This window comes from Nocardia sp. NPDC057663 (assembly GCF_042799895.1).
Classification (GTDB): Bacteria; Actinomycetota; Actinomycetes; order Mycobacteriales; family Mycobacteriaceae; genus Nocardia.
Genome location: NZ_JBHVHX010000011.1, coordinates 75,750 through 99,371, shown reverse-complemented (window position 1 = coordinate 99,371; position 23,622 = coordinate 75,750). Strand labels below are relative to the sequence as shown.

Annotated in this window: 26 protein-coding genes; 17 read left to right on the top strand and 9 right to left on the bottom strand. The window is 68.9% G+C overall.

Annotated features, from left to right (window positions below):
• Window positions 1-16: 16 nt before the first annotated feature.
• Genes ACFVAV_RS22685 through ACFVAV_RS22670 form a run of 4 tightly spaced genes read right to left on the bottom strand, consistent with a single transcriptional unit; the run spans window position 17 to window position 4,675 of the window.
• Window positions 17-1,318: an AAA domain-containing protein gene (locus tag ACFVAV_RS22685; RefSeq protein WP_379037096.1), complete on the bottom strand. Its 1,302-nt coding sequence runs from the start codon at window positions 1,316-1,318 to the stop codon at window positions 17-19.
• On the bottom strand, window positions 1,315-2,796 hold the full coding sequence (locus ACFVAV_RS22680) for a hypothetical protein (RefSeq protein ID WP_379037094.1): 1,482 nt from the start codon (window positions 2,794-2,796) through the stop codon (window positions 1,315-1,317). Before ACFVAV_RS22680 ends, ACFVAV_RS22685 begins: the two co-directional genes overlap by 4 nt.
• The gene (locus ACFVAV_RS22675; RefSeq protein WP_379037093.1) at window positions 2,793-3,878 is read right to left on the bottom strand and encodes a hypothetical protein; all 1,086 of its coding nucleotides are present in this window, start codon (window positions 3,876-3,878) and stop codon (window positions 2,793-2,795) included. Before ACFVAV_RS22675 ends, ACFVAV_RS22680 begins: the two co-directional genes overlap by 4 nt.
• Window positions 3,875-4,675, bottom strand: coding sequence for a hypothetical protein (locus ACFVAV_RS22670; RefSeq protein ID WP_379037092.1), 801 nt, complete (start codon window positions 4,673-4,675; stop codon window positions 3,875-3,877). The genes ACFVAV_RS22675 and ACFVAV_RS22670 overlap by 4 nt, the downstream gene beginning before the upstream one ends.
• 55 nt (window positions 4,676-4,730) lie before the next feature.
• Here ACFVAV_RS22670 and ACFVAV_RS22665 point away from each other — a divergent pair, with 55 nt between their 5' ends.
• Window positions 4,731-4,925: a hypothetical protein gene (locus ACFVAV_RS22665; protein WP_379037091.1), complete on the top strand. Its 195-nt coding sequence runs from the start codon at window positions 4,731-4,733 to the stop codon at window positions 4,923-4,925.
• 9 nt (window positions 4,926-4,934) lie between these two features.
• Window positions 4,935-6,446 (top strand): leucyl aminopeptidase, encoded by a 1,512-nt coding sequence (locus tag ACFVAV_RS22660; protein WP_379037090.1) that lies wholly within the window; start codon window positions 4,935-4,937, stop codon window positions 6,444-6,446.
• Here the strand turns inward: ACFVAV_RS22660 and ACFVAV_RS22655 are convergent, their stop codons facing one another.
• Complete coding sequence (locus ACFVAV_RS22655; RefSeq protein WP_379037089.1) at window positions 6,447-6,791, bottom strand: oxidoreductase; 345 nt, start codon at window positions 6,789-6,791, stop codon at window positions 6,447-6,449.
• A gap of 258 nt (window positions 6,792-7,049) precedes the next feature.
• Here ACFVAV_RS22655 and sucB point away from each other — a divergent pair, with 258 nt between their 5' ends.
• The 7 genes from sucB to ACFVAV_RS22620 all read left to right on the top strand — a co-directional run bounded on the left by sucB (window position 7,050) and on the right by ACFVAV_RS22620 (window position 13,974).
• Window positions 7,050-8,759: a 2-oxoglutarate dehydrogenase, E2 component, dihydrolipoamide succinyltransferase gene (gene sucB, locus ACFVAV_RS22650; RefSeq protein ID WP_379037088.1), complete on the top strand. Its 1,710-nt coding sequence runs from the start codon at window positions 7,050-7,052 to the stop codon at window positions 8,757-8,759.
• 18 nt (window positions 8,760-8,777) lie between these two features.
• Window positions 8,778-9,683, top strand: a complete 906-nt coding sequence (locus ACFVAV_RS22645) for a TIGR01777 family oxidoreductase (protein ID WP_379037087.1) — start codon at window positions 8,778-8,780, stop codon at window positions 9,681-9,683.
• Entirely contained in the window at window positions 9,683-10,186 is a 504-nt protein-coding gene (locus ACFVAV_RS22640) for a GNAT family N-acetyltransferase (protein WP_379037086.1), read from the top strand. Before ACFVAV_RS22645 ends, ACFVAV_RS22640 begins: the two co-directional genes overlap by 1 nt.
• Before the next feature lie 56 nt (window positions 10,187-10,242).
• Window positions 10,243-10,992 (top strand): lipoyl(octanoyl) transferase LipB, encoded by a 750-nt coding sequence (gene lipB / locus ACFVAV_RS22635; RefSeq protein WP_379037085.1) that lies wholly within the window; start codon window positions 10,243-10,245, stop codon window positions 10,990-10,992.
• Entirely contained in the window at window positions 10,989-12,011 is a 1,023-nt protein-coding gene (gene lipA, locus ACFVAV_RS22630; RefSeq protein ID WP_379037083.1) for a lipoyl synthase, read from the top strand. Before lipB ends, lipA begins: the two co-directional genes overlap by 4 nt.
• A gap of 73 nt (window positions 12,012-12,084) precedes the next feature.
• Window positions 12,085-12,396 carry a pyrimidine/purine nucleoside phosphorylase gene (locus tag ACFVAV_RS22625; protein ID WP_379037081.1) on the top strand — a complete coding sequence of 104 codons (312 nt, stop codon included), beginning with the start codon at window positions 12,085-12,087 and terminating at the stop codon, window positions 12,394-12,396.
• Between the two features lie 156 nt (window positions 12,397-12,552).
• Window positions 12,553-13,974, top strand: coding sequence for a WGR domain-containing protein (locus ACFVAV_RS22620; RefSeq protein ID WP_379037080.1), 1,422 nt, complete (start codon window positions 12,553-12,555; stop codon window positions 13,972-13,974).
• Window positions 13,975-14,030: 56 nt separating this feature from the next.
• Here the strand turns inward: ACFVAV_RS22620 and ACFVAV_RS22615 are convergent, their stop codons facing one another.
• Window positions 14,031-14,765: a glucose 1-dehydrogenase gene (locus ACFVAV_RS22615; RefSeq protein ID WP_379037079.1), complete on the bottom strand. Its 735-nt coding sequence runs from the start codon at window positions 14,763-14,765 to the stop codon at window positions 14,031-14,033.
• Window positions 14,766-14,943: 178 nt separating this feature from the next.
• Here ACFVAV_RS22615 and ACFVAV_RS22610 point away from each other — a divergent pair, with 178 nt between their 5' ends.
• Together ACFVAV_RS22610 and ACFVAV_RS22605 are read left to right on the top strand one after the other, a co-directional pair.
• Window positions 14,944-15,567, top strand: coding sequence for a TetR/AcrR family transcriptional regulator (locus ACFVAV_RS22610; RefSeq protein ID WP_379037077.1), 624 nt, complete (start codon window positions 14,944-14,946; stop codon window positions 15,565-15,567).
• A gap of 182 nt (window positions 15,568-15,749) precedes the next feature.
• Window positions 15,750-17,099: a lipase family protein gene (locus tag ACFVAV_RS22605; protein WP_379037199.1), complete on the top strand. Its 1,350-nt coding sequence runs from the start codon at window positions 15,750-15,752 to the stop codon at window positions 17,097-17,099.
• A gap of 42 nt (window positions 17,100-17,141) precedes the next feature.
• Here the strand turns inward: ACFVAV_RS22605 and ACFVAV_RS22600 are convergent, their stop codons facing one another.
• Complete coding sequence (locus tag ACFVAV_RS22600) at window positions 17,142-17,678, bottom strand: hypothetical protein (protein WP_379037076.1); 537 nt, start codon at window positions 17,676-17,678, stop codon at window positions 17,142-17,144.
• Window positions 17,679-17,965: 287 nt separating this feature from the next.
• On the opposite strand from ACFVAV_RS22600, the gene ACFVAV_RS22595 reads away from it, so the two are divergent.
• Together ACFVAV_RS22595 and ACFVAV_RS22590 are read left to right on the top strand one after the other, a co-directional pair.
• Entirely contained in the window at window positions 17,966-19,063 is a 1,098-nt protein-coding gene (locus ACFVAV_RS22595; RefSeq protein WP_379037075.1) for an exo-alpha-sialidase, read from the top strand.
• 3 nt (window positions 19,064-19,066) lie between these two features.
• Window positions 19,067-19,339 carry a MoaD/ThiS family protein gene (locus tag ACFVAV_RS22590; protein ID WP_379037074.1) on the top strand — a complete coding sequence of 91 codons (273 nt, stop codon included), beginning with the start codon at window positions 19,067-19,069 and terminating at the stop codon, window positions 19,337-19,339.
• Between the two features lie 471 nt (window positions 19,340-19,810).
• Here ACFVAV_RS22590 and ACFVAV_RS22585 read toward each other — a convergent pair whose 3' ends face one another.
• Window positions 19,811-19,975, bottom strand: a complete 165-nt coding sequence (locus ACFVAV_RS22585; protein ID WP_379037073.1) for a hypothetical protein — start codon at window positions 19,973-19,975, stop codon at window positions 19,811-19,813.
• A 249-nt stretch (window positions 19,976-20,224) separates the two neighbouring features.
• Between ACFVAV_RS22585 and ACFVAV_RS22580 the strand changes: the two genes are divergently transcribed.
• The 4 genes from ACFVAV_RS22580 to ACFVAV_RS22565 all read left to right on the top strand — a co-directional run bounded on the left by ACFVAV_RS22580 (window position 20,225) and on the right by ACFVAV_RS22565 (window position 22,764).
• Window positions 20,225-20,440, top strand: a complete 216-nt coding sequence (locus ACFVAV_RS22580) for a hypothetical protein (RefSeq protein ID WP_379037072.1) — start codon at window positions 20,225-20,227, stop codon at window positions 20,438-20,440.
• Window positions 20,437-21,687, top strand: coding sequence for a hypothetical protein (locus tag ACFVAV_RS22575; protein WP_379037071.1), 1,251 nt, complete (start codon window positions 20,437-20,439; stop codon window positions 21,685-21,687). Before ACFVAV_RS22580 ends, ACFVAV_RS22575 begins: the two co-directional genes overlap by 4 nt.
• A 290-nt stretch (window positions 21,688-21,977) precedes the next feature.
• Window positions 21,978-22,406, top strand: a complete 429-nt coding sequence (locus tag ACFVAV_RS22570) for a hypothetical protein (RefSeq protein WP_379037070.1) — start codon at window positions 21,978-21,980, stop codon at window positions 22,404-22,406.
• A gap of 52 nt (window positions 22,407-22,458) precedes the next feature.
• A complete protein-coding gene (locus tag ACFVAV_RS22565) occupies window positions 22,459-22,764 on the top strand; it encodes a hypothetical protein (protein ID WP_379037069.1) in 306 nt (101 codons plus the stop codon).
• Window positions 22,765-22,838: 74 nt separating this feature from the next.
• Here the strand turns inward: ACFVAV_RS22565 and ACFVAV_RS22560 are convergent, their stop codons facing one another.
• On the bottom strand, window positions 22,839-23,525 hold the full coding sequence (locus tag ACFVAV_RS22560) for a TetR/AcrR family transcriptional regulator (protein ID WP_379037068.1): 687 nt from the start codon (window positions 23,523-23,525) through the stop codon (window positions 22,839-22,841).
• Window positions 23,526-23,622 lie beyond the last annotated feature (97 nt).

Below are 23,622 nucleotides of genomic sequence, written 5' to 3'. Positions count from 1 at the left end.
GGCAGGTACGCCCGAATCAGTCGGCCGCGCGCACCCGGTGCCGAGACAGATGACTCAGGACGGCCTGATTCGCCTCCCAGCCGTCGGGGAACTTCACCGGCACGCCGAGGTGCACCGGCTCGGCCGACGGGTGCGCGTCGAGCAGTTCGGGGATACCGGCCCGGCCGACGAGGATGCACGCGTGCCGATGCCGCGAGGCCAGCACGCACAACCGGCCCGCCTCGAGGTGGAAAGCACTGGCGTCGCGGCGGCCCGACAGCGGATGCAGCACCAGGGTGACGTCGTATTCGCGGCCCTGCAGCCGGTTGGCGGTGTCGACGGTGACCGGCTCGGCCGCGGTGCCGCGCAGCGCGGTGCGGACGGCGTCGGCCTGATCGCGGTGCGCCGTGCCGATCGCGACCCGGTCGGTGGTCACCGGGCGGCTGCCCGACTCGGAGTGCGCGGTGGCGCCGCGCTCGATCAGCCGGGCGGCGATCGCGGCGATCGCGTGCACGGCCTCGCGATCGGTGCGCAGGGTGTGCCGGGCGGGCAGTTCGTACCAGCCCCACCCCGATGCGGCCGCCTCCTCGAGCACCGCGTCGATCGGGCCGCCCAGGCCGCGAGTCGTGAAATCCATTCGGCGGTCGCCGAATCCGGTGCCGGACTCGAAACCGGTGAAGGGGTAGAAGGCCTTCGACACGACCGGGGCCGCGGTGGCGGGCAGCCGCCAGGACACCGGGAGCCGGTGGATGGGGATGTTGTCGTTGTTGGCCAGCATCACGGTGACGGCACTCATCGTCGGGTCCCAGGTGAGACCGGCCCAGCGCGCGGTCTCGACCGTGGCGAACGGGTCGAGCTGCCCGGGATCACCCACGAACAGGCCGCGATCGAAGCGATTCGCGATGCGCAGCAACATGTCCGAGCGCATCTGGTAGGCCTCGTCGATGATCGCGTGCGACCAGCTGCCGTCGGTGATGGTGGCCCATTTGGCGGCGGTCCCGATGACGATCGTGGCATCGGCGAGGTCACCGGGTTTCGTGGCGACGCGGACGTTCTCGTGCTGGTCGACGCGATCGCTGGTCACATACGTGGCGCTGGAGAGCCTGCCGATGCGCAGCGCGGGGTCGGCGCCGGCCAGGCGGTCGATGAGGTCGTCGACCTGCTCGTTGGTCTGGGCGACGATCATCCGCTGGTCGTCGTCCTCGGCCAGCTGGCGGGCCGCGCGCACCACGAGGGTGGATTTGCCCGCGCCGGGCGGTGAGTCGACGACGATCGCGCGATGGCTGTCGTCGCGCAGATCGGTGAGGATGCCCGCGACGGCCTCGTCCGGTGTGGTCACTGGAGGTCCTCCCCGTCGTCGTCGATGTGCGGTGTCCATTCCGGCGGTGGGCCGCCGTGGGTCCACGGAGTGTCTTCGCGGGCAGGCAGATTCAGCTGACCGTTGAACGGTGCGGGCTTGAACCGCGCGAAGCCCAGGTTCTCGTGGGTCTCGGGCACGGTCCCCGGTTCGGCGACGAGTTTGCGTCCCATGCCGCCCGAGAGTTCGAGAACGATGCTGTCGCCGTCGATCTCGACCACCACCCCGCTCTGTTTCGGGCGTTCGACGCAGGTCAGTTCCTCGCCGACGACCGCGGTGAACGGGTCGGTGGTGCGAATGTGGATGTGCGGGCGCAGTTTCGGGCGCGCACCCGACCGGTCGAGGCGGTCCGGTTCGCTGTGCACCACTGTCCCGCGGAAGGCCGCACCAGTGACCCGGTGTTCGAGCATGAGCAGCGGATCGTCGAACGCGCACTGCGCTTGCAACGCCTCCAGCGCCCGCTCGCGCTCCAGCAGCCTGCGCACCGCGCGGACGGCGGGATCGCGCCGAGCCTGCGGTGTTCCCTCCGCCACCTCGGCCGCGAAATAGGAGAACGCGCCGCGATCGTCGGTCCACCGGTTGTCGACGCTGGCGCCCGGCGGCACGGCGCGGAGCAGCTCGATCGCCCGCCACATCAGCTGCCAGGTGGGTTCGAGCTGGCCGCGCAGGGAGCGCTCGAGCCGTTCGGCGGCAACGGATCTCGCGGTGTCGTCCGCGGCGGCGTTGTAGGCGGCGATCAGCGGGGCGAGCTCTTCGTTGTCGAAGCCGGGATCGGTCGCGGGACCGGCAGGTGGTGACTGCAGCGGGTCTTCGGCGATGGCGGCGGCTTCGGCGCCGGTGCGCCCGCGCGGCGGGTCGATCCAGCCGAGCAGGGCGGCGAGATTGCCGTCCTCCAGCGAGGATTGGCCCGTCGCCCAGTGCATCGACAGCACCGAGGTCATCGCGGGCAGCACCGCGGAACCGGGATGCTCGGCGCGATCGCCGAACCAGGTCAGCCAGCGACCCAGCAGCGGAATCGATGCCGGCACCGGATTGTCGCCGTCGGTGCGGTGGAAACGCACCGAGCGGCCGAGCAGTTTCAGGAAGGTCACCCCGCCCTGGTTCGGCGTCCACAGCTGGGGCGCGTCCAGGCAGCGGGTGTAGGTCTCGCCCGCCTTGCTGGTGAGTTCTTCGGTGTCGGCCAGGAACGACGAAAGATAGGGCAGCACAACATCGGCCAGCTGCTCGATGAACCGCAACCGCAGCACCCGGTCGCGCGGCTGCGGCACGATCAGCACATTCTGATCGCCGGGCGAGGTGCCGATCATGATCGCCAGCGGCGCCGCCGCCTCACCGGCCAGCCGCAGCGGAACCGCGACCAGCGGCCGATCGGCGAGATGCAGATGCCGCACCGCCGCGGTGGGCTGCGCGCGACCCGCCCGGACCGCCTCGGCCTTGGCGAGGGCCGACAGCACACTCATCCCGCGATCTCCAGCCGCAACCGGTGCGCGGTGCGCAGCATGGCGGTGATGTCGGCGTGCTCGGGCCCTGGTTCCAGGGTCCCGTCGGCCAGGCCGAGCACCGTGTGGATGTTGTCGATGCCGCCGACCTCGTCGCACACGCCGCGGCCGAGCGCGTCCACCGAACCGCAGGTCCTGGCCTCGTCGCGGCAGGCGAAGGCGAGCTCGCAGCTCGACATGCACTCCGGTGCGTACCGCGCGGGGATCGCGGCGATCGTCTTCTCCAGATCGTCGCCCGGCGCGAAGGTGGCCTCGGGCGGGAGCAGATCGAGCAGGTCGGGGATGGCGGTGAGCCGGGTCAGCTGCCGGGAGACGACGGCGAGCTGCTTGCGCAGGTCGACCAGCGCGGCGGTCGGCCGGTTGGTGAAGTCCTTCGCGCACACCAGGATCGTGTTGTGCGACACCAGCTCCGGTGACTCACCGATCTCGGTCATCAACTCGCGCAGCGCGATCACGTACACCGCGGACTGGCGTGCGGCGGCCGCGACCTGCGCCGGATCGGCCTGCCCGTCGATCACCGGGAACGCCTTGATCTCGACGACATGGAACTTGCCGTCGAGCTGCACGGCGACCACGTCCGGTTCCAGATAGGCGGTGGCGCCCGCGATGTCGAGACGCAGCATCGGATGGTCGAACAGGGTGCCGTCGCCGGCGGCGATCGTCGACTTCAGCAGCTGCCTGGTGCGCTGGTAGCGCACCGCGTTGCCGGTGTTCTCGCCGACCGAATTCAGGTCGTGATAGGCGACTTCGGGGATCGTGAGGCCGAGCTTGTCGCGCAGCAGCGCCAGCAATTCGGCGCAGCCGTTGGCCTTCACCATCGATTCGAAGGCATTGCCGCGGGTGATGGCGAACTGGGACTGGCCGAACTGCGGTGGGAAACCGAGCGATTGGGCGATCACGGTCTTGTCCACCGCGGCCGCGTCGAGCAGGGCGCGCCGGGCGCATCCGGGATTCGCCGTCAGCGCGGCGATGGTGCGGGCATTGTGCCTGGTCGCGGGCGCTGCGCCGCGCAACTGGTCCAACTGTGCTGCGAGAGTGCTCATTTCACCTCGATTCGTCGCCGATCGGCTACCCCGAGCCGAACACCGAATAGTTGTGCGGCCGGATCGGCCAGCTGCTCCCCCGCCCGACGCGCGGCCGCTCTCCGCTGCCGCGCGTCCTCGTCTTCGTGGACCGCCAGTTCCCGCCGGGCGGCCTCGATCACCAGCGCCGGATCGAGCGCGTCCGGCGCGCCTGCCACGCCCGGAATCGATACGGCGAGCCGCCACAGTACGCGCCTGCCCGCCTGCGCCACGGCAGGCTGCGCCGACAGATGTTCGGCCAGGCGGATCGCCGAGGTCAGCAGGTCGACGCGCGGACTCAGCGGACCGACCATCCGGCGCTCCAGCGGCCACGAGCTCACGGCCATCACGCCGCGCGCCGGGGACAGCAGATCCGTGGTGAGCGCCGCGCAGATGTAGTACGGGCGGGCATACGGCGCCGAGCGGAACGAGCGTTCCTCGTCGCGGCGCAGGCTGGTCAGCCGGGCGGGCAGGAGTTCGCCGGAGAAGAAGGCGTCATGGGTGGCCAGCACGAGTTTGGGTGCGGACGGCACCGACAGCAGCGTCAGCGCGCGGTGCACGTGCTCGCGCACCGGCACGGCGGGTGCGTCGGTGCGATCCGGTGCGGTCGGAGCCTCCGGGATCGATCCGAGTACGACTGCGTCCCAGGCGGATTCGGTCTTGCGCAGTTGCGCGCGCAACTGCCGGGCGGTGGCCCGGTCACCGGACGCGGCGGCACGGCGCACCTCGGCCCTGAGGTCGGCGATGCGCGCCTCCAGCTCCTCGGCCGAGTCCGTCACGAGCGTGAGCGTATTCAGCTGTTCCAGTGTTGTCCAGTGTTTGCCAGTATTCACCATGGGATTGCCACTCGGCACGCGATTGCGCGCCGAACTCACCGAAATCCTCGACCCGCGCACCCGCCCGGTCCTGCACCGGATGTTCGCCGCCGAGCCGCACGGACCCGACCTGGACTTCGACGAACTGCTCACCACCGGTGTCGGACTGCTGCTCGACGGCGTCGCGATGCGGCACCAGACACCGACCGCATAATCTGGGGCGATGACCGCTGTAGCAGATCGTTCACTCGGACCGGAATTGGCGCGCATCGAAACCATCAGCCCGGACACCGATGTGCTGGTGATCGGATTGACGTCCTCGGAGAACGGACCGGCCATCGTCCCCGCCGACCTGTTCGGCGACGTGCTCACCGCCGAGGTTCGGGCCGAACTGCTGGATGCCCTCGGCGCGGTCGGCGCCAAGGGCAAGCCCGAGGAACTGACCAGGGTGCCCGCGCCGGCGGCGCTGTCCGATGTGACCAGCGTGCTCGCGGTCGGCCTCGGCGCGGCCGAGAAGATCGATGCCGAGCAGGTGCGCCGCAGCGCCGGGGTGGCCGGGCGCGCGCTCAGCGGCACCGAACTGGTGGCGACCACCCTCTCCGGTGTCGACCTGGCCGCCGCGGTCGAGGGCTTCTACCTCGGCGCCTACACCTTCACCACCTTCAAATCCGCCAAGAGCGCGCCGAAGCCGGACGAGCAGCCGGTGCTGCGCGTCGAGTTGCTGGTGCCCCAGCCGGAATTCGGCGTGCTGGAACTGCTGCGCGCGCAGCTGGTCGCCGAGGCCGTCGCCACCGCCCGCGATTTCGTCAACACCCCGCCGAGCGCGCTGTACCCGGCCGAGTTCGCCGACCGGGCCCGCGTGCTCGCCGAGGCCGCGGGCCTCGAGGTCGAGGTCCTCGACGAGGACGCCCTCGCCGCAGGCGGTTACGGCGGCATCGTCGCCGTCGGCCAGGGGTCCTCGCGCCCGCCGCGGCTGGTGCGTATCACCTACGCGGGCGGCCCGAAGAAGATCGCGCTCGTCGGCAAGGGCATCACCTTCGACACCGGCGGCATCTCGATCAAGCCCGCGGCCAACATGGAGAACATGACCTCCGACATGGCAGGCGCCGCGGCGGTCATCGCGACCACCCTGCTGGCCGCCCGCCTCGGCCTGCCGGTCACCGTCACCGCGACCGTCCCGATGGCCGAGAACATGCCATCGGCAACCGCGCAGCGTCCCGGCGACGTGCTCACCCAGTACGGCGGCACCACCGTCGAGGTGCTCAATACCGATGCCGAGGGTCGCCTCATCCTGGCCGACGCGATCGTGCGCGCCGCCGAGGACGAGCCCGACTACCTGATCGACGTCGCCACCCTCACCGGCGCGCAGATGGTCGCGCTCGGCACCCGCACGCCCGGCGTGATGGGCACCGACGAATTCCGTGATCGCGTCGCCGCGGTGTCGCGTACGGTCGGCGAGAACGGCTGGGCGATGCCGCTGCCCGCCGAGCTGCGCACCGACCTCAACTCCAAGGTCGCCGACCTGGCCAACGTCGCACCGCACCGGTGGGGCGGAATGCTCTCGGCCGCACTGTTCCTCAAGGAGTTCGTGCCCGAGGGCGTGCAGTGGGCGCACCTCGACGTCGCGGGTCCGGCCTACAACACCGGCGGACCGTTCGGCTACATCGGCAAGGGCGGCACCGGCGTCCCGGTGCGCACCCTGATCACGGTGATCGAGGAGATCGGGGCGGAGTAGTCACTGCTCCTGCTCGCGGGCCCGCCGCTGCTCGATGCGGCGGCGGGCGTCGTAGTCGCGCATGCGCTGCGGATAGCCGATGCGGTTGACGTCGTAGACCGGGATCTTCAGCGCACCGGCCAGCCGCCGCGCGCCGCGCTCACCGACAATGCGACGGGTCCATTCGCCGTCCGCGGCCACCAGAACCGCCGTGACATCGGTCACAGCGGTTTTCGGTTCGACGAACGCCTCGACCCCGCGTCGCGCCGCCGCCCACTCGGCCAGCGCGGCGATCTCCGACGCGCTGTCACGGGCGACTGTCCTGCTCCTGCCGCGCGTCCCGCGGAAACGATCCAGCATACCCACCGGTAGCAACCTCCTGCTTTCCGACGGAATTCTGCTCACCGCCGTACATTCCATGGTGCCAGCTCTGCCCGTATTGCCGCCCTGCGCTACGTCGGCGGCGAGCGGGTGCAAGGATGGTTGCCGGAACAAGAAACCGACGATTCCCGGACGCCTCGCTCGTTGCGGCGGGGTGGACGTACGCCGCGACCCGCGACGCGTGTCTGCCGGGGTCGAAGCACTGTTGTATTACCCGTCTAACAGTCAGAGGAGACAGAGGACATGGCCTTCTCCGTCCAGATGCCGGCTCTTGGTGAGAGCGTCACCGAGGGAACGGTGACCAGGTGGCTGAAGCAGGAAGGAGACACGGTCGAGGTCGACGAACCGCTGCTCGAAGTCTCCACCGACAAAGTCGACACCGAGATCCCGTCGCCCACTGCCGGTGTGCTGTCGAAGATCGTCGCTCAGGAAGACGACATCGTCGAGGTCGGCGGTGAGCTCGGCGTGATCAGCGACGCCGGCGAAGCCCCCGCCGTCGCTCCCGCGCCTGCTGCCGCACCTGCCGAGCCCGCTCCGGCCCCCGAGCCCGCCCCCGCGGCGCAGGCTCCGGCCGCAGCCCCCGAGCCCGCTCCGGCCGCCGCGCCCGTCGCCGCGTCCGGCACGCCCGTCAAGATGCCCGAGCTGGGCGAGTCGGTGACCGAAGGCACCGTGACCCGGTGGCTGAAGGCCGTGGGTGACAGCGTCGCGGTCGACGAGCCGCTGCTCGAGGTGTCCACCGACAAGGTCGACACCGAGATCCCCTCGCCCGTCGCCGGCACGCTGCTCGAGATCTCGGCGCAGGAAGACGACGTCATCGCCGTCGGTGGTCAGCTGGGTGTGATCGGCAGCGGTGCGCCCGCGGCCGCTCCGGCGCCCGCGCCTGCCCCGGCACCCGCTCCGGCACCTGCCCCGGCTCCCGCGCCTGCCCCGGCTCCAGCGCCCGCCGCCGCTGCTCCGGCACCGGCCCCCGCGCCTGCTCCGGCGAAGGCTGCTGCTCCGGCGTCCTCCGCCAACGGCAGCACCCCGTACGTGACCCCGCTGGTCCGCAAGCTGGCCGACGAGAACAACGTCGACCTGGCGACCCTCACCGGTTCCGGTGTCGGTGGCCGCATCCGCAAGCAGGACGTGCTCGCCGCCGCCGAGGCCAAGAAGGCGCCCGCCGCGGCTCCGGCCGCCGCGGCCGCGCCCGCCCCTGTGGCCAAGCAGGCCGCCGCGCCGAAGCTGGCCGGGCTGGTCGGCACCACGCAGAAGGCCAACCGGATCCGGCAGATCACCGCGACCAAGACGCGCGAATCGCTGCAGACCACCGCGCAGCTGACCCAGGTCCACGAGGCCGACGTCACCAAGATCGCGCATCTGCGTCAGCTCGCGAAGGCCTCGTTCAAGAACCGTGAGGGCGTCAACCTGACGTACCTGCCGTTCTTCGCGAAGGCCGTCGTCGAGGCACTCGGTGTGCACCCGAACGTGAACGCCTCCTACAACGAGGACGCCAAGGAGATCACCTACCACGCGTCGGTGCACCTGGGTATCGCGGTCGACACCGAGCAGGGTCTGCTCTCGCCGGTCATCCACAACGCCAGCGACCTGTCGCTGGCCGGGCTGGCCCGCGCGATCGCCGACATCGCCCACCGCGCCCGCACCGGTGGCCTGAAGCCGGACGAGCTGTCCGGTGGCACCTTCACCATCACCAACATCGGCAGCGAGGGCGCGCTGTTCGACACCCCGATCCTGGTTCCGCCGCAGGCGGGCATGCTCGGCACCGGCGCGATCGTCAAGCGCCCGGTGGTGGTGACCGACGAGACCGGTGGCGAGTCCATCGGCGTCCGCTCGATGGTGTACCTGCCGCTGACCTACGATCACCGTCTCATCGACGGTGCCGACGCGGGTCGCTTCCTCACCACCATCAAGCACCGGTTGGAAGAGGCGGCGTTCGAGGCCGATCTCGGTCTGTAGTCGAGGAATTCGACAGTTATGAAGGTGGTGATCGCCGGTTCGTCCGGGCTGATCGGGACAGCGCTCGTCGCGGCTCTGCGCCGCGACGGGCACGAGGTGTCGCGATTGGTGCGCCGCGCCCCTGGCGCGCCGGACGAATTCGCGTGGGACCCCGCGCGCGCCCAGCTCGACGAGCGGGCGTTGCGCGGGGCCGACGCGGCGGTGAATCTGTGCGGCGCGAGCATCGGCGGGCGCCGCTGGAACGGCGGCTACAAGCAGTTGCTGCGCGACAGCCGCATCACCCCCACCGACGTACTGGCCACCGCGGTCGCCGCCGCGGGAGTGCCGACGCTGGTCAACGCCAGCGGCGTGCACTACTACGGCGGCGACACCGGTGACACGGTCGTCGACGAGACCTCCCCCGCCGGAACCGGTTTCCTCGCGACCCTGTGCCGCGACTGGGAAGCCGCGACCGCTCCGGCGAGCGCTGCGGGCGTGCGCACGATCCTGGTGCGCAGCGCCGTGGTGCTGGCCCGCAACGGCGGCATGCTGAGCATGCTGCACCCGCTGTACTGGCTGGGCCTGGGCGGACGCCTGGGCAGCGGCCGTCAGTACACGCCGTGGGTCTCCCTCGACGACGAGGTCGGCGCCATCATCTTCGCGCTCACCCATCCCGAGATCTCCGGCCCGATCAATTCCGCGGGCCCGGCACCGGTCACCAACGCGGAATTCAACCGCGCCCTGAGCCGCGCCGTGCACCGCCCCGCCCCGTTCATCGTTCCCGGTTTCGCCCTGCGCGCCCTGGTCGGCGAGCTCGCCGACGAGGCGATCCTGCGCGGCCCCCGCGCCATCCCGGCCGCGCTGGAACAGGCCGGCTACACCTTCCAGCACCCGACGATCCGCGCCGCCCTGGCCGCCACCGTCGCCCGCCCCGGAGCCCACTGATGTTCATCCGCGACGCCGACAAGGCCGACCTCCCCGCCGTCCTCGCGATCCACAACACCAATATCGCCGAGTCGACCGCGATCTGGGACACCGACGAGGTAGACCTCGACGACCGCATCACCTGGTTCGCCGACCGCACCGCCGCGGGCATGCCGATCCTGATCGCCGAGATCGACGGCGAGGTCGCCGGTTACGCCTCCTACGGCCGGTGGCGCCCCAAATCCGGCTACCGCTTCACCGTCGAGAACTCCGTCTACGTCGACCACCGCTTCCAGCGCCGCGGCGTGGCCACCGCCCTGCTCACCGAGTTGATCGCCCGCGCCGCCGATTCCGGCCGCGTGCACGCCATGGTCGCCGCCATCGAATCCGGCAACGCCGCCTCGATCACCCTGCACGAACGCTTCGGCTTCCGCACCGTCGGCGAACTCCCGGAAGTCGGCCACAAGTTCGACCGCTGGATGGACCTGACCCTCATGCAACGAAACTTCCCGGTCGAGCCGTGACCGGGGGCGATGACCGGTCTGCGCCGCCGTCGGCCGCGGGGCGTAACGTCGGGACGGTGAACGACACGCGCCCCACCGCGTCCGCTCGATTCGATACGACCCCGATCGTGGTCGAGGATCTCGGACTCATCGAATACAACGCCGCCTGGGAGCTGCAGCGGCAGATCGCCGACGAGCGCGCCGCAGGCGAAGGCGCCGACAAGCTGCTCCTGCTCGAGCATCCGTCGGTCTACACCGCGGGCCGCCGCACCGAGGCCGAGGACCTGCCGATCGACGGCAGCCCGGTCGTGCAGGTCGACCGCGGCGGCAAGATCACCTGGCACGGCCCTGGCCAGCTCGTCGGCTACCCGATCGTCCGCCTCGCCGAGCCCGTCGACGTCGTGCAGTACGTGCGACGGCTGGAGGAGGCCCTGATCCAGGTGGTCTCCGGCCTCGGGATCGAGTGCGGCCGCGTCGAAGGCCGCTCGGGCGTGTGGCTGCCCGCCACCGAGTGGTTCGCCGAGCGCAAGATCGCCGCGATCGGTGTGCGCGTGCAGCGCGGCGTCGCCCTGCACGGCATCTCCCTGAACTGCAATTCCGCCCTCGACGGCTTCCAGGCGATCGTGCCCTGCGGCATCAAGGACGCCGGTGTCACCACGCTGAGCCGAGAACTAGGCCGTGAAGTCACCGTCGCCGAAATCAAGCCCCTCGTCGCGACCGCCATCGTTGCCGCCCTCGACGGCGAAATTCCCGTTCAGCCGCATGATATTGATCGCACCACCATCGCCGCGGACGCCGTGGCCCCGAGCGTAGAGTCGGTTCAGTGACCTCCGTAGACGCCTCTGCCCCCGCCGGACGCAAGCTGCTGCGCATCGAAGCGCGCAACGCGGAGACCCCGATCGAGCGCAAACCCAAGTGGATTCGCACCCGCGCGACCATGGGCCCCGAATACACCGAGCTCAAGGGCCTGGTGAAACGCGAAGGCCTGCACACGGTCTGCGAGGAAGCGGGCTGCCCCAACATCTTCGAATGCTGGGAGGACCGCGAGGCCACCTTCCTCATCGGCGGTGAACAGTGCACCCGCCGCTGCGACTTCTGCCAGATCGACACCGGCAAGCCCGCCGCCCTCGACCGCGACGAGCCCCGCCGCGTCGCCGAGAGCGTCCAGGCGATGGGCCTGCGCTACTCCACCATCACCGGCGTCGCCCGCGACGACCTCGACGACGGCGGCGCCTGGCTCTACGCCGAAACCGTGCGCGCCATCAAGGCACTCAACCCCGGCACCGGCGTCGAGCTGCTCATCCCCGACTTCAACGCCGACCCCGACCAGCTCGCCGAGGTCTTCTCGACCAGCCCCGAGGTCCTTGCCCACAACCTGGAGACGGTGCCGCGCATCTTCAAGCGCATCCGCCCCGCCTTCCGCTACGAGCGCTCACTGGCGGTCATCACCGCTGCCCGCGAAGCAGGCCTGGTCACCAAGTCCAACCTCATCCTCGGCATGGGCGAAACCCCCGAAGAGGTCACCGAGGCGATGCGTGACCTGCACGAAGCGGGCTGCGACATCCTCACCATCACCCAGTACCTGCGCCCGTCCCCGCGCCACCACCCCGTCGACCGCTGGGTGAAGCCGGAGGAGTTCGTCGAGCACTCCAAGGTCGCCGAGGAACTCGGTTTCGCCGGCGTCATGGCAGGCCCACTGGTCCGCTCCTCCTACCGCGCCGGCCGCCTCTACGCCCAGGCCATGGCCCACCACGGCCGCGAGATCCCCGAGGCCATGGCCCACCTGGCCCAGGAAGGCACCGCCTCCCAGGAAGCCAGCTCGGTCCTGGCCCGTTACGGCAGCTGACCACGCCGGGCCAGGGCTCGGTGAGCCCTGGCCCGCCAGTAGACTAAGGGTCCCCTCACCCCCGGAAGGACCCATGTCGAAGTTCGAGAACGTCTCCGTTGTCAAGAAGGCCAACGTCTATTTCGACGGCAAGTGCGTCAGCCACAACATCGAGCTGCCCGACGGCACCTCGAAGTCCGTCGGCGTGATCCTGCCGTCCACCCTGACCTTCACCACCGGCGCCCCGGAGATCATGGAGCTCATCGACGGCGAGGCGAAGGTGACCCTGCCCGGCGAGACCGAGCCGAAGACCTTCCGCGGCGGCGAGTCGTTCTCGGTCCCGGGCAACAGCGCCTTCGACATCGAGGTCGTCGAAACCCTGCACTACGTCTGCCATTTCGGCTGATCGTCACGCAGACGAAGGCGGTGGCTCACCCCGGCCACCGCCTTCGTCGCATCCATACCCCCACTGACCTGCGGTGACACCATAGATCGCGCCGATGTCGGTGTGCCTTGCTACTTTTCGCTCGTTCGACACACCGCACGAGCTCAGCGAGGATCCATGACGACCGCCGAAACCACCTACCTGGAACTGTCCGACGACACCGGTTCCTCGCACAAGTTCTACGAGGTGATCGTCACCGGCACCCAGGTGAACATCCGCTACGGCCGGATCGGCGAGCAGGGCCAGTCCAAGGCGAGCTCGTTCGCCACCGAGGACAAGGCGAAGAGCGCCGGCCAGAAGAAGATCGGCGAGAAGGTCCGCAAGGGCTACGCACCCGCCGTGATGGGCGCGCGCGAGCGCCGCACGGTGACCCGCCGCGTGATCACCAGCCAGCGCTCGACCGCCAAGAGCGCCCCGGTCCTGTGGCGTTTCGACTCCGGCGCCGCCGCGTTCGGCATCTTCGTCGACGAGCAGCGCTGCTGGGTCGGCAACGAGAACGGCGAGGTCTTCACTCTCACCCCCGAGGGGGTGGTGACCAACCGCTACCAGCTGCCCGACGGCGTGAAATGCCTGGTGGCCGACGACTTCTGGATCTACGCGGGCTGCGACGACGGCCGCGTCTACGACCTGTCGGGCAAGGTCCCGCGCGCCGCCTACGACGTGTCGGCCACCGACGTCTACTGGCTCGACATCCACGACGGCATCCTCGCCGCCTCCGACGCCGCAGGCGGTCTGACCGTCATCGACCACGAGGAGGAATCCCTCTGGTCGGCCCGCAGCACCGGCTCGGCCGGCTGGATGGTGCGCCTGGACCCCACCGGCGTCTACCACGGCCACAGCAGCGGCGTCACCAAGTACCACCTGGAAACCGGTGCCACCCAGTGGCATTCACCCACCCACGGCTCCGTCCTGTTCGGCTGGCAGGAGACCTCCGACGTCTACGCCGGCACCGGAGCCAACCGCGTCGAAGAGATCACCAAGCAGGGCGTCACCACCCGCGCCTACCAGTGCGACGCCGCCGTCTTCTCCTGCGCCGCCTCCCCCGACGGCCGCTACGTCTTCGCCGGCGACTCGCACTCCTCGGTCTACTGCTTCGACGCCACCGGCACCCGCCTGTGGAAACTGGCCACCGGCTGCGGCTCGGCCTACTCCATGCAGTACCACGACGAGAGGCTGTACCTGGTCACCACCTCCGGCGCGCTGGCCTGCCTCGACGTGAGCGAGTCCGCCATCCGCGACGCCGACCAGGGCGTGCTCCCCAGCACCGTCTCGGTCAAGGCGCCCGAGATCTCCGCCGTCACCGCCTCCAGCACCCTCGAGGTCACCACCGACGCGGGCACCGGCATCGTCGTCGAATGCGTCGAACACGGCGGCTCCCTGCGCGTGCACGTCGTCAGCCCCGGCTACGAGCGTGGCTGGAACGTCCAGTTCCCCCGCGACATCCGCCAGGCAGGCACCCGCTACGTCGTCGATGCCGTCACCGAATCGGCCCGCGGCGGCTTCTACCGTGTCCGCGGCGACATCCGCCGCCTGAGCTGACCGACACGGCCGCTGGTCGGCGGAACCGAAGGGTCCGCCGACCAGCACCGAACTGCTCAGAAACTCTTGTGCGGCACCCCGACCGTGAGCCCGCCGTCGACGACGAATTCCGCACCGGTGGAGTACGACGACTCGTCCGAGGCCAGATACGCCACCAGCGCCGACACCTCGTCGGGTTCGGCCGCCCGCTTCACCGGAATCTGCAGGAAGTCCGCCGGAATCCCCTCGGTCATCGGCGTGCTGATCAGACCGGGATGCACCGAGTTCACCCGGATCCCCTGCGCCGCGAGCTCCAGCGCCGCCGACTTCGTGAGACCGCGCACCGCGAATTTCGTTGCGGTGTAACCGTGCAGCCCCGGACTGCCGCGCATGCCCTCGACCGAGGAGATGTTCACGATCGAGCCGCCGTCGGTCATCGCGGGCACCGCGGCCTGCATCCCGAGGAACGTCCCGGTCAGATTGATATCGATGATCCGCTGCCACTCCTCCAGCGCGAAGTCGACCAGCAGATTCCCGTTGACGATCCCCGCGTTGTTCACCAGCACGTGCAGCCCGCCGAACGTCTCGACCGCCGCCGCGACGACCGCCGCCCACTGCTCGGGCTCGCGCACATCCAGATGCTGGTAGATCGCGGCGTCGCCGAGCTCCTTGGCGACGACGGCGCCTTCGTCGTCGAGCACGTCACCGAGCACCACCGACGCGCCCTCGGCGATAAACCGGCGCGCGTGTGCCGCGCCCATCCCCCGCGCTCCGCCGCTGATCACCGCGACCTTGCCCGCCAACCGTCCCATGTTCACATTCCTCTCACCAGAACTGAGCCACTCTCACCGTAGGAGCGTGGCCCCGTTCCGCGTGGGGATATGCCTAAATGAACGGTCGACTCACAGGAAAGCCGACGAATCCACCCGATCCGGCCCGGTGATCACCCGCCCAGGATGCGTCGCCCGCCGGTTCACTATCCTGACGGCGGTGACGGTCCCCAGTTCTTCCCGCTCGAGCAGCCGAGTCGACGACCGGCGAGCCCAGCGGCGCGACCGATTCCTACTCGCCGGACTCGCCGTCTTCGGCGAAGCCGGCTACCGCAACAGCTCCATCACCAGCATCTGCAAGGCCGCCGGACTCGCCCGCGCCCAGTTCTACGAGCACTTCGCGAACCGCGAAGAACTGCTGCTCGCGGTTTACAACGCGGTGCAGGTCGACGCGCGCCAGGCCGTCGCCGCCGCGGTCGCCGACACCGCCGCCGACGATTTCGTCACCCGCGCGCGGGCCGCGATGCGCGCCTACGCGGAGTCGGTCGGCTCCGATGTCCATCGCGCGCGCGTCTCCTTCGTCGAATGTGTCGGCGTGAGTGACGATTTCGAGCGTCACCGGATCGAGCAGCGCGAGGTCTGGGCCGATTTCTTCGCTACGGAACTGCGGCTCGCGCTCGGCCAGGACTTCACCCCCGTAGGCGGGTATCGCACGGCGGCAACAGGATTCATCGGCGCGCTGATGGCGCTGGTGCACCAGTGGAGCAGCACCGAGCCCCGCACCGGTTTCGACGATCTCGTCGAAGTCCTCACCCGCTTCCTGGTCGCCCTCACCCTGCCCTGACTCCCACCGGGCTATTTGCCGAACCGCCCCGGCGCGCTGTAACGTGCGGCACAATTTAGACGATGGCGTCTAAATCTTGATCGAAGGGGTGCCGCGTGCTCCGTACGCGAAACAGATCCGACTACAGAGGACGGGCAGGCTTGCTCCGCCGCCTCACCACAGCGGGCGGAGCCACGCTCGGCATGCTGCTGATCCTCAGCGGCACACCGGCATCCGCCGATCCCTACGACGGCCCGGTGCAGCCCGCACCGCCGTTCTTCAGCGCACCGGCCATCCCGGAGTTCGACGGGTTCTATCGCCCACCCGCCGATGCCGTCGCGGCCAAGCAACCCGGCGAGATCATCGCCGCGCGCGAGGTCCGGGTCGCGAACTTCTCCCTGCTGCCGGTCAACGTCGACGCCTGGCAGGTGTCCTTCCGCTCCAACAACAGCTACGACCAGCCGATCCCGGCCGTCGCGACCGTGCTGAAGCCGCGCGGTGAGGTCGCCCCCGGCACCAGGAATCTGCTCTCGTATCACATGGCCGAGGATTCGACCGGCCAGTACTGCGCCTCCTCGTACGCGGTGCAGCAGTGGTCGATTCCCGGGCAGATCACCGGCCAGGCGGTGGCGCCGATCTCCTTCCTGGAGGTGCAGGTCGCGCTCCAGCAGGGCTGGGCCGTCGTCATCCCCGACCATCAGGGACCGAACGCGGCGTTCGCGCACGGACCGCTCGCCGGGCGCATCGCCCTCGACGGCATCAGAGCCGCGGAGAACTTCACCCCGCTCGGACTCGACGGCGTGGCAACCCGGGTCGGCATGATGGGCTATTCGGGCGGGTCCGTCCCGACCATGCACGCCGCGGAACTCGCCGCCACCTACGCACCCGAGTTGAACATCGTGGGAGCGGCCTCCGGCGGCACCGACGCCGACCTCGGCGCCCTGGTGAACCTCGCCAACAACAACGCGGGCTCGGGCGTCGTGTTCGGCGGCATCATCGGACTCGCCCACGAGGAACCCGAATTCAACGCGTTCCTCCGCCGCACCGGCACCCCGCTCGCCCAGACGCTGCTCGACGCCAAAGACCGCATGTGCGTCACCTACCAGGCACTCTCGTTGCCGTTCATGAACATCAAGGGCCTACTCGACACCCCGGGCGACCCACTCGACGCCCCCGAGGCGAAGAAGGTTCTCGACCGCACCCGCATGGGCAAGACCACACCGACCATGCCCGTCTACCTCTACCAGGCCAACATGGACTGGCTGGTCCCGGTAGGCCCGGTCAACACGCTGTACGGAACCTACTGCCAGGACCCTGCTGCCCGGATCACCTACACCCGCGACCATCTCAGCGAACACCTCTCGCTGGAACCGATCGCCGTGCCCAGCGTGATGATGTGGATGCGCGACCGCTTCGCCGGCGTGCCCGCCCCCTCCGGTTGCACGCTCAACGATGTCGGCTCGATGACCCTCGATCAGCGGACCTGGCCCGAATGGGTGTCGATCGTCGGCGAGACTCTCGCCGGGCTGCTCGGGGCGCCGATCGGCAACTGAGGCGACTTCTGCCGCGCCGCAGGCTGTTCGGGCCTGCGGCGATCAGCAGGTGAGGTTCGCCGCGCCGTACGAGGAGAACGACACGTGCACATGGTCGTAGTGGTTCTGGGTCGGGTCGCCCCGGTCCTCCATGAACGACCAGCCACTGCCGTCGTTGTAGCGCTGCTGCCAGATCACATAGGTGACGCCGAAGCGCGCCTTGTTGGCCAGGATGAACGCGGCCATCGCATCACCCTGCGCCGGATTCGCCGTCATGAGATCGAGAGCGAGTCCCGCACCGTGATCACCGTCGTAGCGCCCGTTCGCGCCACCGATGTCGGACAGACCGAACATCTTCTGGATCATGTGACTGACCTGCGCGACGTGCGGCTGCGTGCCCTTGAACTCCGTCGAGCACAGGTACTTCAGCTTCCCCGCCGACAGCGCCGCGAGCTCGTCGTCGGCAGCCACGGGTTCCGGCGCGCTCGTCGGCTCGTCGTGCGGCAACTGGGGCAGCGTGTCGATCTCGATCGCGGACGGCGTGTGCGGCTGGATCGCCGCGACCTGCTCCACCTCGGCCGCGGTGGGCCGTAACGCCATCCACAGCATTCCGGGAACCGTCGCCGCGAGGCTGCACACAGCCAGAGACGTGCGCCCCGTGGGCGGCGCAGGGGTGCGATGTTGACCAGGCACTTTACGAATCACCAGCTACTGTCGAGAACAAGTCACTATTACATTACGAAACGGTCGCGGAAATGTCACGCTCGTGCAGCGGGTTGCGCACGATCGGACCAGTATCCCTCACCGACCGCGATTGTGCGGCCCTAACGTCGCCGCGGAGTACGCTCATTTTCATCCGCGTCGGGGCGACGACCTGGAGGTCGGCAATGGACGTACTTCTCGGAATCGGAACCCGCAAAGGGTTGTTCCTGGCCCGCAGCACAGACGGCCGGGCGAGCTGGACCGTGCGTCCGCCGCAGTTCCCGATCGCCGATGTGAAGGCCTTGGCGATCGACACCCGACGACACACCCCACGCCTGCTCGTCGGCGTCCTGAACAGCCACTTCGGTCCGACCCTGGTAGGCAGCGACGACCTGGGCGAAACCTGGACCGAGCCCGACGACGCACCACTGGCCTTCCCCGAGAACACCGATGCCGCCTTGCAAGGTGTCTGGCAGATCACACCGGCGACCGACGCCGAGCCGGACGTGGTGTACGCAGGCGTCGAACCATCAGCCCTGTTCCGTTCCACCGACGGCGGTAGAACTTTCACGCTGGTCAGAGGCCTGTGGGACCATCCACACCGCCCGCAGTGGGAGCCGGGCGGTGGCGGTTTGGCGCTGCACACCGTCCTCCCACATCCCACCGACACCCGGCGGCTCGCCGTCGCCATGTCGACCGGCGGCGTCTATCAGACCTCCGACGGCGGAACCTCGTGGCACCCGACCAACCACGGCGTCACCGCCGACTTCCTGCCGGGCGAACTGCCCGACTGGGGCCAGTGCGTGCACAAGGTCGCCCGCGACGCCGAAACACCCAGCACCCTCTACCTCCAGAACCACGGCGGTGTGTTCCGCAGCACCGACGACGGCACGACCTGGCAGTCGATCGACGCCGACCTGCCCCCATCCAACTTCGGCTTCCCGATCGTCGCCCACCCCCACCGCCCCGGCGTCATCTACACCTTCCCCCTCGTAGCGGACATGGATCGCTTCCGCTTCCCCCCGGACGCCACCTGCGCGGTCTACCGCAGCGACGACAGCGGCCAGACATGGTCACCCAAAACCGAAGGCCTCCCGACGGTGCCGTTCTGGGCAGCGGTCATGCGCGACGCCATGTGCGCCGACGACGCCGACCCGACCGGCATCTACTTCGGCACCCGCAACGGCGAGGTCTACTGCAGCCCCGACGAAGGCGACCACTGGCACCTGGTCGCCGACAAACTCCCCGACGTCCTCTGCGTCCGCGCCGCCGTCATCGGATAACCCATGGCCCGCATCGTCCTACCTTCGGCCCTGCGCCCCTATGCCAACGGCGCCAAGGAATTCGACGTCGACGCCCCCACCCTGCGCGCCGCCCTGGACACCCTCCGCGACCGCTCCCCCGCCCTGGAACGCCGCCTCCGCGACGAACGCGGCACCCTCCGCCGCTACGTCAACTTCTACATCGACGGCAACGAATGCCGCACGCTGGACGGCGTGAACACCCCCCTGACCGCCACCACCGAACTGATGATCATCCCCGCGGTCGCCGGCGGATAGATCGTCGCCAGTGTCAGAGCAACTGACCGAATCCCCTCCGAGGGAATCAAACGGGCAGCCAGCTCGGCCACCACGGCGGCACATTCCCAGGCGGGCAAACCGGGATCCGAGCAGGCTGGCCGGGATCATGCAGCCAGAGCATCATGAACCATAGAAGGCCCAATGAGCCGAGCAAGCAGACCACGACGGCCAAGACAATCCGGAGTACTCCAGGGACCGCACCCCGGAAGCGTCGACTGATCGCCAGCGTTGCGCCCCACCAGAGAGCGACCACGACAATGTTCGGAACCAAGAGCAACAGCAAGGTGAGACCCTCACCAGCTCCAGCAACCCCGCAGTCACGCCACGACCGTGAGACCGTGTCGTTGATCGTTACGGATGTAATCCCGCCTGCGACAAGGCCGATCACGACATAGACCACGATGACGCGGGCAGACGGCCACGGTCGGTCAGTCGTGACGCTCGCCCGCGTCACAACCCGTACTTGCGCACGAACTCCTCGGTCACATCAACCGCGGGAACCCCCAGATCCGCGGCCCGCGTGTCGACCGTCGTCTCCTCGATGAGTTCCGAAGGCTCCGGCGGAAGTTCCCGCCACCGCGCCCGCGGATCGACTCCCTCATTCTGCTCGGACATCACCACTCCCCTCGTCCCTATCAAGCGTAGCTGTCACCGTCACGGAACGGATCGACGTGATCGACACGATTACAGGGCGGCACCTCCCGGCATGGTGTGCCGGGTTCATCGACAACTCCGCCGTACAGTTCCTCACCGAGAAGATCGTCGATCTGGACTACGACGGCGCGGCTGGCCGCAAGGCGGTGAGCACCACCCACGACTATCGTGTAATCGTCACTGCCACAACACTATCGAAGGAGCATGTCGGTGCCGGATCGACTCGACCCGCTGACCGCCACCCTCGGAGGCCCACCTCCGGCGGAGTTCGCGACGCTCGACATCGACGACCTCACCCGTCTCGACGGCTTCGTCGAAAAGGCGCTGGCAGCACGGAAAGCGGCCATGGACGACGCCCTGGGAGCCGGGATGCACCTGATCCCGCGCTTGGCCCGCCCCGCGGTGCGCAAGGTGCTGGGACTGTGAGCAGCATGCGGCACACCGTGGCCGAGATCGCGAAACTGGCCCGGGTACTCGGCGTCGACCCCGCCGAACTGGAATTCCTCACAACGCAATCACCCTCGGCGATCAAAGCATTCCGGGACCAGGTCAGCGACGAGATGTCGGGCCGGGACGTCCTGCGCATGCAACGAGTCGCCGCCGCGGTGAAATTGGTCCCGAAGCCGGTCGCCGCGCTAGTCGCGGAGAAGGCACTGGGCCCGGCCCTGGCCGCGGCGGTCGCCGGCGCGGTCGAGCCCGCCCGCGCAGTGGCGATCGCCGAATCCCTGTCCCCGAAGTTCCTGGCTGACGCGACCGTCCTGCTCGACCCGAAGCGAGCGGCGGAAGTGATCGCCCGCGTCCCCGACGCGATGGCCGCCGAGGTGGCCCGGGAACTGATCGAGCGCGGCGACTACCTCACCATGGGCAGGCTGGCCGGCGCCATGCCCGACTCGGTCCTGTGGGCGGCCCTCCCCCAGGCCGCCGACCGCGACATCCTCCAGGTCGGCCTCCACCTGGAGGACAGCTCCCAGGCAGAGCGCCTGCTGAACATGGTCACCGACCGTGTTCCGGGCATGGTCACCGCCATGTACGCCGAAGAGAAGTGGGCCGACGCGATCTCGCTCCTCGACATCATCGGCCCCCAGGAACGCGCCCGCATGGCCGATATCGTCGCCGAACAGGACGACGAGGTCCTCGACGGCCTCCTGACCGCCGTCACCCAACTCGACGCCTGGGACGCCCTGCTCCCCGTCGCGGCGGGCATGGCCATCACCGGCCTCCAACGCCTGGCCCAACGCCCGGTCATGCACAACCCCGCCACCCTGGAACGAGTCTCCGACATCTCCCTCGCCCAGGGCCTGTGGCTGGACCTGCTCCCCTTGGTCCGCCACCTCGACCTCGACCAACAGCGCTGCATCGCGAAACGCGTACTCGCCGAGGACGACAACTCGCTCCGCGACCTGATCATCCTGGCCAGCCCCGAAGCCCCCACCATGCTCCCGCTCGCCCTCGCGGTCGACGGCGAACCCCGAGCCCGCGTCCTGGCCCTCCTCGACGGCATGACCGAACTCGGCTCCCTCGTCGACCTCCTCGGCAGCGGCGACCACACCGCCTGGGAAACCCTCGTCGCCATCACCGACGAACTCCCCGACCGCGTCCGCAAACTCCTGGTCGTCCAGGCCCTCACCTGCGGCCTCGACGAGGTCGCGTCGGCGTTGTCGAACGAGACATAGTCAGCACGAGGGCACCCTCCGTCCGGTGTCTCGCTCCCACCACAACATCTTTCGCGCGTACGTGGTGCGATAGCTGCCACCGGATTGAAGTGGGGGCTATCGTGTCTTGTCCGTATCACGTTGTCGTACAACACAGCTCGACCAGCTTGGCCGGCAACGTTGCCATCCGGCCGTGTCGGTGATGGCATGACCGATCTCATCGTCGGCATCGGCTGCCTGACCGGATTCCAACTGGACCTCGAGGAAGCCCGAACGACACTCGCGTCGGTCGAGACACGGAACCAGCAGCTGTGACCACCCGTGCACGCCGCACGACAATACGAATCGTCGCCCTCGGATCGATGCTCGCATCAATAGTCGGCTGTTCGAACGAAAAGGCGGATCTGGGATCGATGGCCGCCTGTGGACAGTTGGTGTTCCCCGCCGACACCAAGCTCCGTGAATACAAGGAGGACACGTTCTTCAACGACCAAGCATCGACAGCAGTCGTAGAGATACCCTCGGACAAGATCGCCGAGTTCAAGCGCGAATCGGCACTCGATCGGTTCATGCCCGGCGTGCCGAGCTCCTGGAAACAGTACTGGAGCGACGCCGAACTACTCGGTTCCAGCACCGGAAGCGAGCACTCGGATGAACAGAACCGGGCCGATGCCAGATGGGTGGTGATCCATGACCTCGGAACAGGCACCAATCGGGTGCTCGTCCGAGCTGCCTGCTGACCGAACTCCCGACGCACACCCAGAGAGGGCGTCGACGGACGGCGGCCAGGTGATGACGGTGCTGAACGCGACCATCCAGGTGGTAGGCGGGATAGCCGTCGGATGGTCCGCCGGGATGTTCGCCCTTCCACGGACCGCGAAGCGGTTGAGACAGGCGCTCGGGTTGACCGACAACGCCGACCTATTCGCGTCGATCGCCTACTGGTCCATCGTCGGCGCGATGTTTGCCGCACTTGCCGCAGCCGCTATCACGCTCACCGTCAACAGGAACACGCGCTGGTTCGGCGCAGCGGCGGTGGCGTCACTGACACTGGCTGGGCTGATGCTGTCAGCATTCCTTGTCGTCTTCTCCACCTGACAGACCTCCACGTGCGGACTCGACGAGGGTCACTAGTCTGCGAGTATGGCGGCCATCCCACGGATGTCCGTCCCTCAACCGACGCCCGGCTCCTCGTGGTCCGCGTTCAACGCCGCCAACGTGACGAAGATCGGCACATCCGGTGCGGCCTCCACACCACGCCCCCGCAAAAACGCGTCGATCATCCCCCACACCAATTCCCCTACCCTGCGGACGAATTCACTCGATTCCGGTTCGGGATCGGTCAGCCACAGATCGGTGAGCGCGATCATCACCCCAACGATCGCCCGCGCCAGATATTCGATCCCCTCGGCATCGAGCGGAATCGAATCTGCCACCGCACGCGCCCTTTTCGTGAACCGGTCCGCGACCGCGCTACTGAGGTCGTACTGCCCGGTCGCACCGTCCCCGCTCGTTCCGGCATGCGCCTGCGCCAGGAACCGGAACACATTCGGGTGGTCGAGAATGCCGACGGCGTAGTCGCCGAGCGCCCGCGCGATCGCCTCACGCGGTGGCTGGAGCAGCAAGGTCAGGTCGGTGCCGGTCGCGGCGAAGGCGGTGTCGGCGAAGCGGTTGCCGATGGCCGTGTAGAGGTCACTCTTGTCGGTGAACTGGCGATACAGGCGCGGCTTGGTGATGCCCGCCTCGGCGGCGAAGGCGTCCATGCTGACCCGCGGCCCATCCCGATCGAGCACCCGGATCGCGGCGTCGACGATGGCATCCCGGGTCACCGGCGGGGGACGGCGGCTCGCTCTGCTCACCCCTGACACGGTACACGTACCGCAAGTACGAATCCCACACCTACCAACAACCCTGCTTTACATTCCCGTTCCGGACCGGCAGTATCGCAAAACGTAC